Genomic DNA, 12330 nt, shown 5'->3' on the forward strand with positions numbered 1-12330 from the left:
ATAATTCAATGCATGTTCGGCAATCGATAGTTATGGATAATCGTCGAGTTTCGCCACGCCGGTCCTCAGCGCTGGACGAGGCCAAGTAAGGAGGATCATCGATGTATCTGGCGCTGATTGTCGCGCTGCCCTTCCTGGGCGCACTGCTGCCCCTGTTCGCCGAGCGCCTGGGACGTAACCAGGCGTCGCTCGCCGCTGCCCTGGCACCGCTGGCAGGCCTGGCCCTGCTGCTGACCCAGGCGCCCGGCGTGCTGGCCGGGGAGACCCTGAAGCTGGTCCTGCCCTGGCTGCCCGGCCTGGGCTTGAACTTCAGCCTGCGTCTCGATGGCCTGGGTTTCCTCTTCGCGCTGCTGATCCTCGGCATCGGCCTTCTGGTGATCCTCTACGCCCGCTACTACCTGTCCGAGCGCGAGCCCATCGGGCGCTTCTTCGCCTTCCTGCAGCTGTTCATGGGCGCGATGCTCGGTGTGGTGCTCTCGGAGAACCTGCTGCTGATGCTGGTGTTCTGGGAAGCCACCAGCCTGTCGTCCTTCCTGCTGATCGGCTTCTGGGGCCATCGCTCGGATGCCCGCAAGGGGGCGCGCATGGCGCTGACGGTGACCGGCGCCGGAGGCCTCGCGTTGCTGGCGGGCATCCTGCTGCTGGGCCACGTGGCCGGCAGCTTCGAGCTGAGCGATGTGCTGGCTGCGGGCGATCGCACCCGGGCCCACGCGCTCTATCCGCTGCTGCTGTGCCTGGTGCTGCTGGGCGCGCTGACCAAGTCGGCGCAGTTCCCCTTCCACTTCTGGCTGCCCCACGCGATGGCGGCGCCGACCCCGGTGTCCGCGTACCTGCACTCGGCGACCATGGTCAAGGCCGGCGTCTTCCTCCTTGCGCGGCTCTACCCGGCGCTGGCCGGCACCGACTGGTGGTTCTACCTGGTGAGCATCAGCGGCCTGGCGACCCTGCTGCTGGGCGCGACGATGGCGCTCTTCCAGCATGACCTCAAGGGCCTGCTGGCGTACTCGACCATCAGCCACCTGGGCCTGATCACCCTGCTGTTCGGCCTCGACTCGCCGATGTCCAACGTCGCGGCGGTGTTCCACATCATCAACCACGCCACCTTCAAGGCCTCACTGTTCATGGCCGCCGGGATCATCGACCACGAGACCGGCAGCCGCGACATGCGCCTGATCAACGGCATGTGGCGCTACCTGCCGCACACCGCAGTGCTGGCGATGGTGGCGTCCCTGGCGATGGCTGGGGTGCCGCTGCTCAATGGCTTCCTCAGCAAGGAGATGTTCTTCGGCGAGGCCCTCAGCCAGGACATGGCCGGCGGCCTGCACTGGCTGCTGCCGCTGGGCGCGACCCTGGCGGGCGTGTTCTCCGTGGCCTATTCGCTGCGCTTCGTTCATGACGTGTTCTTCAACGGTGAGCCCAAGCCGCTGCCGAAATTCCCGCCCCATGAGCCGCCGCGCTACATGAAGGTGCCGGTGGAGATCCTCGTCGCGCTTTGCGTGCTGGTGGGCATGGCGCCCAACTTCACCGTGGCGCCGCTGCTCGCCGTGGCCGCCAGTGCCAGCCTGGGGGGCGAGCTGCCCGAGTACAGCCTGGCGATCTGGCACGGCCTCAACCTGCCGCTGGCGATGAGCTGCGTGGCGCTGCTCGGCGGCGTACTGCTCTATGTCGGGCGCAAGCCGCTGTTCCGCTGGTACGCGGGGCTGCCCGACGCCGACGCCAAGCTGGTGTTCGAGGCGGCGATGCAGCGCGTGGTGCGCGGGGCCACCCGCCTGACCGACTGCCTGGAGAACGGCTCGCAACAGCGTTACCTGGCCCTGCTGGTGCTGGCGGCGCTGGTGGTGGTGGGCGTGTCGCTTTGGCCGCTTTCCCACCTGACCGGCTCACGACCGCCGATGCCGCTGGATGGCGCCGCCATGGTGGGCATGCTGGTGCTCTCTGCGACTGCAGTGCTGACCGCCGTGTTCCACCGCCAGCGCCTGGTGGCCCTGCTGGTGCTCGGTGTCGGCGGGCTGCTGGTGGCCCTGGCCTTCGCCCGTTTCTCCGCCCCCGACCTGGCGTTGACCCAGCTCTCGGTGGAGGTGGTGACCATGGTCCTGCTGATGCTGGCCATGTACTACCTGCCCTCGCGCACGCCCCGTGAAAGCTCGATGACGCGCCGCCTGCGCGACCTGCTGCTGGCACTCGGCGGGGGCGGCGTGGTCGGCGTGCTGGCCTATGCGGTGATGACCCGGCCCTACCAGACCATCGCCGACTTCTTCCTGGAGAACGCCGTGGGCGGTGGCGGTGGACACAACGCGGTGAACGTCATCCTCGTGGATTTCCGTGGCTTCGATACCCTGGGCGAGATCACCGTCCTGGCCATCGCCGCCGTCGGTGTCCACGCGCTGCTTTCCGGCCTGCGCCTGACCAACCCCACCTGCGATCCCCAGGGCCGCAACTGGGCGCGCTCCAGCCGGCCGCTGATCCTCGAGACCCTCTCGCGCCTGCTGCTGCCGCTGGCGCTGCTGGTGTCCGCCTTCATTTTCCTGCGTGGGCACAACCTGCCTGGCGGTGGCTTCATCGCCGGGCTGATCACCGCCTCCGCACTGATCCTGCAATACATCGCCAGCGGCTCGGCCTGGGTCGAGGCGCGTCGGCCGCTGCGCTACCAGCGCCTGGCCGGCGCCGGGGTGATGATCGCCGGCCTCACCGGGCTGGGCAGCCTGGTGTTCGGCGCCCCCTTCCTGACCTCGGCCTTCGATCATTTCCACCTGCCGCTGGTGGGTGAGATCGAGCTGGCCACCGCACTGTTCTTCGACCTGGGCGTTTACCTGGCCGTGGTCGGGGCCGTCATGCTGATGCTGGCCGGCCTCGGCAAGCTCAGCCTGCACCCGCCAATCACCGAGGAGATCCACTGATGGAGGCCCTGTTCGCCGTCACCCTTGGCCTGCTCACCGCCAGCGGCATCTACCTGCTGCTGCGTGCTCGCACCTTTCCCGTGGTGCTGGGGCTGACCCTGCTGTCCTACGCCGTCAACCTGTTCCTCTTCGCCATGGGGCGCCTCGCCGGCGACGCCGCGGTGATCGGCAGCGGCGGGCACTACGCCGACCCGCTGCCCCAGGCGCTGGTGCTCACCGCCATCGTCATCGGCTTCGCCATGACCGCCTTCGTGGTGACCCTGGCGCTGCGCGGCGTGGGGGAGCTGGGCAACGACCACGTGGATGGCCGCGCGGACGGGGAGGGGCGATGAGTCACCTGTCCATCCTGCCGATCCTCATCCCGATGTTCGCCGGGGCGCTGCTGCTGATGCTGCCGTCCCTGGAGCGGCTCAAGCGCGGCATCTCGGTCATCGCCACCCTGGCCCTGGTGCCGCTGGCGCTGCTGCTGATGGCCCGCGCCGACGATGGCCAGCTGCAGATCTACGCCCTGGGGGGCTGGCAACCGCCGTTCGGCATCGTCCTGCTGCTCGATCGCCTCGCCGCGCTGATGCTGCTGGCCACCGCCGTGCTCGGCAGCGCCGTGGTGCTCTATGCGGTGCGTGGCGACGACCGTCGCGGCCTGCGCTTCCACGCGTTGCTGCAACTCCAGTTGCTGGGCATCAACGGCGCCTTCCTGACGGGCGACCTGTTCAACCTCTTCGTGTTCTTCGAGATCATGCTGATCGCCTCCTATGCGCTGCTGTTCCACGGCGGTGGCGCGGAGCGGGTGCGGGCCGGGCTGCACTACGTGGTGCTCAACCTGGTGGGCTCGGCCTTCTTCCTGATCGCGATCGGCGTGCTCTATGGCGTCACCGGCACCCTGAACATGAGCGATCTTTCCATCAAGGTGGCCCAGGCCGATGCCGACAGCGCACCCTTGCTGGCCGCCGCCGGCCTGCTCCTGCTGGTGGTCTTCGCCCTCAAGGCCGCGCTCCTGCCGCTGCACTTCTGGCTGCCGCGTGCCTATTCGGCCGCCAGCGCGCCGGTGGCGGCGCTGTTCGCGATCATGACCAAGGTCGGCGTCTACTCCATCGTGCGCATCTACCTGCTGGTGTTCGGCGCCGGGGCCGGCGCGCTGGCCGATCTCGCCCTCGCCTGGCTCTGGCCCCTGGCCCTGGCGACCATGGCCCTTGCGGCGATCGGCGCCCTCGCTGCCACCCGCCTGCCGGCGCTGGTGGCCTATCTGGTGCTGCTCTCCGCGGGCACGCTGCTGGCCGCCGTCGCGCTGGGCACGCCCGAATCCCTGGCGGCGGCGCTGTTCTACCTGCTGCACAGCACCTGGGTGGCGGGCGGGATGTTCCTGCTCGCCGACCTGATCGCCCGCCAGCGCGGCGACAAGGCCGGCCTGCTGGTGCAGGGCCCGGCGCTGATGAACCCGCACCTGCTGGGGGGCGCCTTCTTCTTCGGCGCCATCGCCGTGGCCGGCCTGCCGCCCTTGTCAGGTTTCATCGGCAAGGTGCTGCTGCTCAAGGCGGTGGCGCCCGGTGTGCAGGCGGCGTTGCTGTGGTCGCTGCTGCTCGGCGGCAGCCTGCTCTGCCTGGTTGCCCTCAGCCGCGCCGGCAGCACGCTGTTCTGGCGAGTGGGCAACGACACGTTGGGCAGCGCCGAGCTGGATCGTGGCCGCCTGCTGGCGACCCTGGCGCTGCTGGCCACCACCTTGCTGCTGGTGGCCTTCGCCGCGCCGCTTTTGGATTACGTCCAGGCCACCGCCGTGCAGCTGCATGAGGTCGACCTCTACCGGCAGGTGAGCCTGCCAGGAGCGACGCCATGATCCGTCGCCTCCTGCCCCATCCGACCATGAGCCTGCTGTTGCTGCTGGTCTGGCTGCTGCTGGTCGACTCGGTCGCCCTCGGCCACTGGCTGCTGGGCGGCCTGCTCGGCGTGGCCATCCCGTTGCTGTGCAACCCGCTGATGATCGAACGCCCCCGGGAATGGCACCCGACCCTGCTGGTGCGTTTCGTGCTGTTGGTGATGTGGGACATCCTGGTGGCCAACTTCCAGGTCGCGCGCCAGACCCTGGGTCCGCTGCACAGGCTGCGCCCGGCCTTCGTCGAGGTGCCCATCGACCTGGACAACGAGATGGCCATCAGCATCCTGGTGTGCGTGGTGTCGCTGACCCCGGGCTCGGTCTCCGCCGACCTCTCGTCGGACCGTCGGACCCTGCTGGTGCACGCCCTCGACGTGCCGGACGAGGCGGCGCTCATCGCCGAGATCAAGTCGCGCTACGAGGCGCCCCTCAAGGAGGTCTTCCCATGCTCGCCTACGTGATCCCCCTGTGCCTGGGGCTGCTGGTGGTGGCCTTGCTGCTGACCCTGGCCCGCCTGGTCCGGGGCCCCTGCCTGCCGGACCGGGTACTGGCGCTGGACACCCTCTACGTCACCGCCATCGCCCTGATCATCCTGCTGGGCATCTGGCAGGGCACCACCCTCTACTTCGAAGTGGCGCTGCTGATCGCCGTGCTCGGCTTCGTCGGCACCGTGGCGGTGGCCAAGTACATGCTGCGAGGAGACGTCATCGAATGAACGCCGCACCACTGGCCCTCTGGGCCGAGATCCTCATCTCGCTGTTCCTCCTGCTGGGCGCTGCCTTCGTGCTGATCGGCGCCATCGGCCTGTTCCGCCTGCCGGATTTCTTCATGCGCCTGCACGGGCCGACCAAGGCGACCACCCTGGGCGTCGGCAGCCTGGTGGTGGCTTCGCTGATCTACTTCTCGACGACCCGCGAAGGCCTCAGCCTGCACGAGCTGCTGATCAGCCTGTTCCTCTTCATCAGCGCCCCGGTCAGTGCCTACATGCTGGCCAAGGCGGCAGTGCTGCAACAGTTGCCGCTGACGCCCCGCACCCGGGGCAAGCCCTGGGAGCAGTAACAGTTTTATCCCCTTGCTGTGCCTGTCGTGGCGCCGGCCCGGCGCCTAGACTTGTGATTTTCCCGGAGGCAGGCGATGGCGCAGCAAGGTCGTTGGGTGGCGGTCGCCTGCCTGGTTCTGGCCATGGCCTTGTGGGGCAGCTCCTTCATCGCCCTCAAGCTGGCCTTCCGCGAAGTGGCACCCATGTGGGTGATCTTCGCGCGCATGGCATTCGGCAGCCTGGTCTTCCTGCTCGCGTGGCGCTGGCGCGGTGAGTGCGATCCGCGGCCCGGGGACTGGAAATACTTCCTCGGCCTCGCCGCTTGCGAACCCTGCCTGTACTTCATCTTCGAGGCCCTGGCGCTGCAGCACACCAGCGCCGCCCAGGCGGGGATGATCACCGCGCTGCTGCCCCTGCTGGTGGCCGTCGGCGCCTATGTCTTCCTCCGTGAACGCATCACCCGCACCACCCTGGCGGGCTTTCTCCTGGCGGTGGCCGGCGCGGTGTGGCTGAGCCTGGCCGGCGAGGCGGACGCGCACGCCACGGCGCCGTTGCTGGGCAACTTCTACGAATTCCTCGCCATGGTCTGCGCCACCGGCTACACCCTGCTGCTCAAGCATTTGTCGGCGCGCTATTCGGTGTTCCTGCTCACCGCGATGCAGGCGTTCATCGGCGCGCTGTTCTTCCTGCCCGTCGCCGTGTTGACCGCCCCGCTGCCGCAAGCGCCCGGCGCACTGGCCATCGGCTCGATGCTCTACCTGGGCGTGGTGGTGACCGTCGGCGCCTATGGGCTGTACAACTTCGGCGTGGGCCGCCTGCCGGCCAGCCAGGCATCGGGGTTCATCAACCTGATCCCGGTGTTCACCCTGATCTTCGCCATGCTCCTGCTGGACGAGCGCCTCAGCCCCATGCAGCTCGGCGCCGCCGCCCTGGTCTTCGCCGGGGTGGCCCTGAGCCAGTGGCGCAGCGCTCCTCCGGCTCCCGCCGGCATCCTGGACTGAGAGGTCGTCATGCAAGACATCCGTAGCTGGACCCGCGAAGCCCTGCGCATCATCGAGGCGGACTTCCAGCGCAGCGCCGATACCCACCTGATCCCCCTGGAGCTCCCGGGTCTTCCGGGTATCGAGCTGTACTTCAAGGACGAGTCGAGCCACCCCACCGGCAGCCTCAAGCACCGCCTGGCGCGCTCGCTGTTCCTCTATGCGCTGTGTAACGGCCGGCTGAAGCCGGGCGCACCGGTGATCGAGGCCTCCAGCGGTTCGACGGCGATTTCCGAAGCCTATTTCGCCCGCCTGCTGGGCCTGCCCTTCATCGCCGTGGTGCCGGCCTCCACCTCGCGGGAAAAGATCGCCCAGATCGCCTTCTACGGCGGGCGCAGCCACCTGGTGGACGACCCGACGCAGATCCACGCCGAATCCGAACGCCTGGCCCGCGAAAGCGGCGGCCACTTCATGGACCAGTTCACCTACGCCGAACGGGCCACCGACTGGCGGGCGAACAACAACATCGCCGAGTCGATCTTCCAGCAGCTGCGCCACGAGCATTTCCCCGAGCCCGCCTGGCTGGTCTCCAGCCCCGGCACCGGCGGCACCCTGGCGACCCTGGGCCGCTACGTGCGCTATCGCCAGCATCGCACCCGGGTGTTCTGCGCCGACGCCGAGCGCTCGGTGTTCTTCGATGCCTACCGCAGCGGCGACCGCAGCCTGACCCTGGACTGCGGCTCGCGCATCGAGGGCATCGGCCGGCCACGCGTGGAGGCGTCCTTCCTGCCGGAGGTGATCGACGCCATGGCCAAGGTGCCGGACGCGCTGTCCCTGGCCGCCATGCGCTACCTGGCCCAGCGCCTCGGGCGGCGCGTCGGCGGTTCCAGCGGCACCAACCTGGTGGGCGCGCTGCTGGTGGGCCTGCGCATGGTCGCGGCGGGGGAGAAGGGCTCGGTGGTCGCCATCCTCTGCGACGGCGGCGAGCGCTACGCCACCACCTACTACGATGATGCCTGGGTGCAGGCCCAGGGTTACGACCTGGCCCCGCTGATCGCGACCATCGCGGCATGTGCGGAGCAGGGCGTGGCGCTGCCCGACTCCATCCAGCTGGCGGGCCTCTGAGATGACGGCCGGCATCCAGCTGCGCGCCGCCCAGGCGCAGGACATCGACTCGCTCGCCGGCTTCCTCTTCGAGCATGGTCCCAACCCCTGGAACTTCCTGCCCGAAGCGGAGGTGCGCGAGCACCTGGCCGGTATCGCCGAGGGGCGTGTGCAGGCGCACCTGGCCGAGGAGGCGGGACGCCTGGCCGGCTTCGTCACCTTCTATCGGTGCGAGGGCTTCGCCGAGGACCAGGACGCGGCCCGTGGCGACCTGCCCCGCGCCTACATCTGCGAGGCCGTGGTGCACCGTGAACTGGCCGGGCGCGGCCTGGGCTCGCGGTTGCTGGCGGCGGTGGTCGAGCGCCTGGCGGCTCAGGGCGTGGGCGATGTGTTCATCGAGCGGCACGAGGAAAACGCGGGCTCGGCGGGGATGATGCGCAAGGCGGGGTTCCGCGAGGTGCGTACCTTCGATGACCCGGAGCGCCGTGCCACCGGTTCGCGGCGCACGACGCTCTGTCATCTGCGGGTGGGTTGAGGCTCAGCGCTCCAGCCAGGCCAGCATCACGTCGAGCATGCGGTTGGCGAAGGCCCATTCGTTGTCGTACCAGGCCAGCACCTTGACCAGTTCGCCCTGCACGCGGGTGTGGGCGAGGTCCGCCACGCAGGAGACCGGGTGGCCGTTGAAGTCGGTGGAGACCAGCGCCTCCTCGTTGCATTCCATGACCCCGGCGGGCATCCGCGCGGCACCCTCGCGCAGGGCCGCGTTGACCGCCTCGCGGCTGGCCGGGCGTTCGGCGATGAAACTCAGGTCCACCAGCGAGACGTTGGGCGTCGGCACCCGCACCGCCATGCCGTCCAGGCGCCCGGCCAGCTCGGGGATGACCAGGCCGATGGCGCGCGCCGCACCGGTGCCGGTGGGGATCATCGACAGGGCGGCGGCGCGGGCGCGGTAGAGGTCGTCGTGGGTCTTGTCCAGCAGGTTCTGATCGTTGGTGTAGGCGTGCACCGTGGTCACCAAACCGCTGCGGATGCCGAACGCCTGGTGCAGCACCTGGGCCAGGGGGGCCAGGCAGTTGGTGGTGCAGGAGGCGTTGGAAACGATGCGCTGGTCGCCCAGCAGCGCGTGGTTGACGCCGTAGACCAGGGTCAGGTCGGCGCTGTCCAGCGGGTGCGAGAGCAGCACCCGGGGGGCGCCGGCAGCCAGGTGGCGCTCGACCTGCTCACGGCTCTTCATGCGCCCGGAGCACTCCAGCACCAGGTCGACGCCCAGTTCGCTCCAGGGCAGCCGCACCGGGTCGCGTTCGGCGAGCAGGCGGATCGACTGCAGGCCGATGTCCATGCGGTCGCCGTTCAGCTTCACGGGGCAGGCGAAGCGGCCGAAGGTGGAGTCGAAGCGGGTGAGGTGGGCGAGGGTGGCGGCGTCGCCGAGGTCGTTGATCGCCTCGATCCGCACGCGGGCGTCGAGGCCCCGTTCGAACAGGGCGCGGACCAGGGCGCGGCCGATGCGGCCATATCCGTTCAGTGCGATGCGCAGCATGTCGTTCTCCTTGTGCTTGTCCATGGACAAGCTTAGGAGGTCGTCGCTGATGGCGCGCCCCGGCCGCCCGGTTATGGCGGCCGAGTGTGCAGCGGGAAAGCGGCCCGGCCGGGGTCGGCCGGGCAGGGGTCACTCGTTGCGCGAGCCACCGAAGTAGGCGCAGCCACGCAGGGGCTTGCCGTCCAGGCGCAGTTCGGCGGAGAGATGCTGCACCGAGCCGCTCATGGAGTCGACGCAGCGCTGCGGGGCGACCCAGAGTTCGATGCGCTTGCCGTTGGCTTCGCTGGTGAGGTTGAAGCGGCCGTCGGGCAGTTGCTCTTCCATGTAGGGGAGCGCGACCGGCTCCTGGCCGAGCTGTTCCAGCACCAGGCCCTTGGCGTTGACGTTGACGTTCCACTCCGGCTCGTGGCCGCTGGCGCGCAGCAGCAGGCGCTTGAAGTTCAGGTCCTCGCAGCCGTGGCCTTCGCGTTGCAGGCGATAGAGCTGGGTGACGTCCATCTGGCCGTCGGCGCCCTTGGCGGCGCCGAGGTTGCCGCGCAGGTCGGCGAACAGCGGGCCGGGGCCGTCGTCCAGCAGGGTGGCGGCTTCCTGGAGAATGCCGGTGGCGCCGCTGTCGGCGACCACGAAGCGGCGCTGCTCGGCGCAGGGGCGCAGCAGCAGGCGCCCGGCGTCCGCGCTCAGTTCACCCTGGGTACGCGGTGCCAGCGGCGCGGGGGCGTCGTCGGTGGAGAACACCTGGCAGCCGGCGAAGAGGGGGAGCAGACTGAAAAGCAGTGGGCGGACAACGCGCATTCGGGGGGCCTCCTTAAGGAAGCGGCCACGTTACCGGGGCGCATCGACTATCTCAAGGGAGGCGCGATGATCCAGTGCAGGCGGGTCTACGAGGAGCGGCGCGACGACGATGGGCGTCGGGTACTGGTCGACAGGCTGTGGCCACGGGGCTGCCGCAAGGAGGCGCTGGCACTCGACGCCTGGCTGCGCGACGTGGCGCCCTCGACCGCGCTGCGCCGGGACTTTTGCCACGACCCGGCGCTGTTCGATCAATTTCGCCTGCGCTATCGCGACGAGCTCGCGGCCCACCCCGAGCACTGGCATAGCCTGTTGCAGATGGCCCGGGAAGGCCGGCTGACGCTGCTGTTCGCCGCCAAGGACGAGCAGGCCAATAACGCCCGGGTGCTGGCCGAGTTCCTCGAGGAGGAACTGGACCGCGAAGGCCCGTCCAGCTCGCCGGTGTGCTACGCCGGCGAGGCCTGAGCCCTACCAGACGCGGTACACCTGGCCGGTCTGCGCGCCCTCGGCGCTCTTGGCATAGGCCAGGGCGGCGAGGGCCGCGGGCACGGCCTTGTAGCCCCGGAAGAAGGGGCCGTAGGACGGCAGCGCCTCCTCGATCACCGTGGGGCTGACGCTGTTGATGCGCAGGCCGCGCGGCAGTTCGATGGCGGCGCTTTTCACGAAGCTGTCGATGGCGCCGTTGACCATGCTCGCCGAGGCGCCGGCGCGGATCGGGTCGTCGCTGAGCACGCCCGAGGTGAGGGTGAAGGAGGCGCCGTCGTTGGCGAATTCGCGGCCGATCAGCACCAGGTTCACCTGGCCCATCAGCTTGTCCGCCAGGCCCACGGCGAACTGTGCCTCGCCCATCTCCGCCAGCGCGCCGAAGTGCACCTTGCCGGTGGCGCTGATCAGCGCGTCGAAGCGGCCGGTCTGCTCGAACAGGCGGCGGATCGACGCAGCGTCGCGGATGTCCACCTGGAAGTCGCCGCTGCTGTGGCCGACGCGGATGATCTCGTGGCGTGCCTTCAGTTCGTCGTCGATGGCCTGGCCGATGGTGCCGCTGGCGCCGATGAGGATGATCTTCATGGGGTCGATTCCTGTGTGTGTGGATGACTGAAGCCAGTGTAGAGTCGCTTTTGTTGTCGATAATCCAGTCAATCGGAAACCTGTGGTTCTCATATGGAAACAGTGAGGGGCTCTGCATGAGCGAGATGGATGACCTGGCGGCCTTCGCCGTGCTGCTGGAGGTGGGCAGCTTCACCGGCGCCGCCGAGCGCCTGGGGTGCAGCAAGGGCCAACTGTCCAAGCGTATGCGCCAGCTGGAGCAGGGCCTCGGCGCCACCCTGCTGCACCGCACCACGCGACGGCTGGACCTGACCGCCGCCGGCGCCGCGCTGCTGCCCGAGGCCCAGGCGTTGCTGGCCCAGGCCAACCGGGCACGCCAGGCGGTGCAGCGCCTGCAGGAGGAGATCGCCGGACGGGTGCGCATCACGGTGCCGGTGTCCCTGGGCGAGACCTTCTTCGATGCGCTGTTGCTGGAGTTCACTCGCCGTCATCCCGACGTGCGGGTGGAGCTGGACCTGAGCAACAGCTACCGCGACCTGGTGGGGGAGGGCTATGACCTGGGGGTGCGCTCCGGTCCGCACCTGGACGAGCGCCTGGTGGCGCGGCCGCTGTTCTCCCTGGAGGAGATCACCTGCGCCGCGCCCGCGTACCTGGCCCGCCATGGCGAGCCCCAGGCACCGGCGGACCTGGCCGGGCACCAGTGCCTGCTCAACACTCATTACGCCGGCTTCGAGGAATGGCTCTATCACCGCCAGCACCAGCTGGAGCGGGTGAAGGTGGCGGGCAACCTGGCGAGCAACCACTACAGCCTGTTGAAGAAGGCGGCGCTGTCCGGTGCCGGTATCGCCCGCTTGCCGTCCTACATGCTCCATGACGAACTGGCCGACGGCCGCCTGCAGTGGCTGTTGCGTGGCTACCAGACGCGGCAGTCACCGGTGTTCCTCGTGCATCCCTACCAGGGCGGCCTGCCCCGGCGCACCCAGGTGCTGATGGAGTATCTGCTGGACTGGTTCGAGCGCAGCCGCCAGGCGCTGGACAGGTTGGGGCTGTAGAGGGCTCCTGCTCAGCAT

The 12330-nt window shown here is 69.1% G+C and carries 14 protein-coding genes; 11 read left to right on the forward strand and 3 right to left on the reverse strand.

Annotated features, from left to right (window positions below):
• Window positions 1–101 precede the first annotated feature (101 nt).
• From DMX10_RS07880 to DMX10_RS07920, 9 genes are all read left to right on the forward strand, one after another.
• A complete protein-coding gene (locus DMX10_RS07880) occupies window positions 102–2897 on the forward strand; it encodes a monovalent cation/H+ antiporter subunit A (RefSeq protein ID WP_111260582.1) in 2796 nt (931 codons plus the stop codon).
• The gene (locus DMX10_RS07885; protein ID WP_111260583.1) at window positions 2897–3229 is read left to right on the forward strand and encodes a Na+/H+ antiporter subunit C; all 333 of its coding nucleotides are present in this window, start codon (window positions 2897–2899) and stop codon (window positions 3227–3229) included. Before DMX10_RS07880 ends, DMX10_RS07885 begins: the two co-directional genes overlap by 1 nt.
• Window positions 3226–4728: a monovalent cation/H+ antiporter subunit D gene (locus DMX10_RS07890; protein ID WP_111260584.1), complete on the forward strand. Its 1503-nt coding sequence runs from the start codon at window positions 3226–3228 to the stop codon at window positions 4726–4728. The genes DMX10_RS07885 and DMX10_RS07890 overlap by 4 nt, the downstream gene beginning before the upstream one ends.
• Window positions 4725–5225 carry a Na+/H+ antiporter subunit E gene (locus DMX10_RS07895; protein ID WP_111260585.1) on the forward strand — a complete coding sequence of 167 codons (501 nt, stop codon included), beginning with the start codon at window positions 4725–4727 and terminating at the stop codon, window positions 5223–5225. The genes DMX10_RS07890 and DMX10_RS07895 overlap by 4 nt, the downstream gene beginning before the upstream one ends.
• Window positions 5210–5479, forward strand: a complete 270-nt coding sequence (locus tag DMX10_RS07900; protein WP_111260586.1) for a K+/H+ antiporter subunit F — start codon at window positions 5210–5212, stop codon at window positions 5477–5479. Before DMX10_RS07895 ends, DMX10_RS07900 begins: the two co-directional genes overlap by 16 nt.
• Complete coding sequence (locus DMX10_RS07905) at window positions 5476–5823, forward strand: Na+/H+ antiporter subunit G (RefSeq protein WP_111260587.1); 348 nt, start codon at window positions 5476–5478, stop codon at window positions 5821–5823. The genes DMX10_RS07900 and DMX10_RS07905 overlap by 4 nt, the downstream gene beginning before the upstream one ends.
• Window positions 5824–5898: 75 nt before the next feature.
• A complete protein-coding gene (locus DMX10_RS07910; RefSeq protein WP_111260588.1) occupies window positions 5899–6804 on the forward strand; it encodes a DMT family transporter in 906 nt (301 codons plus the stop codon).
• Between the two features lie 9 nt (window positions 6805–6813).
• Complete coding sequence (locus DMX10_RS07915) at window positions 6814–7908, forward strand: PLP-dependent cysteine synthase family protein (RefSeq protein WP_111260589.1); 1095 nt, start codon at window positions 6814–6816, stop codon at window positions 7906–7908.
• 1 nt (window position 7909) lies between these two features.
• A complete protein-coding gene (locus DMX10_RS07920; protein ID WP_111260590.1) occupies window positions 7910–8422 on the forward strand; it encodes a GNAT family N-acetyltransferase in 513 nt (170 codons plus the stop codon).
• A 3-nt stretch (window positions 8423–8425) separates the two neighbouring features.
• Here the strand turns inward: DMX10_RS07920 and gap are convergent, their stop codons facing one another.
• Both gap and DMX10_RS07930 read right to left on the reverse strand, forming a co-directional pair.
• A complete protein-coding gene (gene gap, locus DMX10_RS07925) occupies window positions 8426–9424 on the reverse strand; it encodes a type I glyceraldehyde-3-phosphate dehydrogenase (protein WP_111260661.1) in 999 nt (332 codons plus the stop codon).
• 129 nt (window positions 9425–9553) lie between these two features.
• Window positions 9554–10216, reverse strand: coding sequence for a COG3650 family protein (locus DMX10_RS07930; RefSeq protein ID WP_111260591.1), 663 nt, complete (start codon window positions 10214–10216; stop codon window positions 9554–9556).
• 66 nt (window positions 10217–10282) lie between these two features.
• Between DMX10_RS07930 and DMX10_RS07935 the strand changes: the two genes are divergently transcribed.
• A complete protein-coding gene (locus tag DMX10_RS07935) occupies window positions 10283–10678 on the forward strand; it encodes a DUF488 domain-containing protein (protein WP_111260592.1) in 396 nt (131 codons plus the stop codon).
• A gap of 3 nt (window positions 10679–10681) precedes the next feature.
• Here DMX10_RS07935 and DMX10_RS07940 read toward each other — a convergent pair whose 3' ends face one another.
• On the reverse strand, window positions 10682–11281 hold the full coding sequence (locus DMX10_RS07940; RefSeq protein ID WP_111260593.1) for a short chain dehydrogenase: 600 nt from the start codon (window positions 11279–11281) through the stop codon (window positions 10682–10684).
• 116 nt (window positions 11282–11397) lie between these two features.
• Here DMX10_RS07940 and DMX10_RS07945 point away from each other — a divergent pair, with 116 nt between their 5' ends.
• Window positions 11398–12312, forward strand: coding sequence for a LysR family transcriptional regulator (locus DMX10_RS07945; protein ID WP_111260594.1), 915 nt, complete (start codon window positions 11398–11400; stop codon window positions 12310–12312).
• Window positions 12313–12330 lie beyond the last annotated feature (18 nt).

The sequence above is a fragment of the Pseudomonas sp. 57B-090624 genome (genome assembly GCF_003234055.1).
Lineage (GTDB): Bacteria > Pseudomonadota > Gammaproteobacteria > Pseudomonadales > Pseudomonadaceae > Metapseudomonas > Metapseudomonas tohonis.

What these genes read in the sequence shown, in the direction of transcription:
- DMX10_RS07880 (WP_111260582.1), top strand. Translation starts at nt 102, where the DNA reads ATGTATCTGGCGCTGATTGTCGCGCTGCCCTTCCTGGGCGCACTGCTG.
- DMX10_RS07920 (WP_111260590.1), top strand. Translation starts at nt 7,910, where the DNA reads ATGACGGCCGGCATCCAGCTGCGCGCCGCCCAGGCGCAGGACATCGAC.
- DMX10_RS07940 (WP_111260593.1), bottom strand. Translation starts at nt 11,281, where the DNA reads ATGAAGATCATCCTCATCGGCGCCAGCGGCACCATCGGCCAGGCCATC.
- DMX10_RS07895 (WP_111260585.1), top strand. Translation starts at nt 4,725, where the DNA reads ATGATCCGTCGCCTCCTGCCCCATCCGACCATGAGCCTGCTGTTGCTG.
- DMX10_RS07890 (WP_111260584.1), top strand. Translation starts at nt 3,226, where the DNA reads ATGAGTCACCTGTCCATCCTGCCGATCCTCATCCCGATGTTCGCCGGG.
- DMX10_RS07910 (WP_111260588.1), top strand. Translation starts at nt 5,899, where the DNA reads ATGGCGCAGCAAGGTCGTTGGGTGGCGGTCGCCTGCCTGGTTCTGGCC.
- DMX10_RS07935 (WP_111260592.1), top strand. Translation starts at nt 10,283, where the DNA reads ATGATCCAGTGCAGGCGGGTCTACGAGGAGCGGCGCGACGACGATGGG.
- DMX10_RS07885 (WP_111260583.1), top strand. Translation starts at nt 2,897, where the DNA reads ATGGAGGCCCTGTTCGCCGTCACCCTTGGCCTGCTCACCGCCAGCGGC.
- gap (WP_111260661.1), bottom strand. Translation starts at nt 9,424, where the DNA reads ATGCTGCGCATCGCACTGAACGGATATGGCCGCATCGGCCGCGCCCTG.
- DMX10_RS07900 (WP_111260586.1), top strand. Translation starts at nt 5,210, where the DNA reads ATGCTCGCCTACGTGATCCCCCTGTGCCTGGGGCTGCTGGTGGTGGCC.
- DMX10_RS07915 (WP_111260589.1), top strand. Translation starts at nt 6,814, where the DNA reads ATGCAAGACATCCGTAGCTGGACCCGCGAAGCCCTGCGCATCATCGAG.
- DMX10_RS07930 (WP_111260591.1), bottom strand. Translation starts at nt 10,216, where the DNA reads ATGCGCGTTGTCCGCCCACTGCTTTTCAGTCTGCTCCCCCTCTTCGCC.
- DMX10_RS07945 (WP_111260594.1), top strand. Translation starts at nt 11,398, where the DNA reads ATGAGCGAGATGGATGACCTGGCGGCCTTCGCCGTGCTGCTGGAGGTG.
- DMX10_RS07905 (WP_111260587.1), top strand. Translation starts at nt 5,476, where the DNA reads ATGAACGCCGCACCACTGGCCCTCTGGGCCGAGATCCTCATCTCGCTG.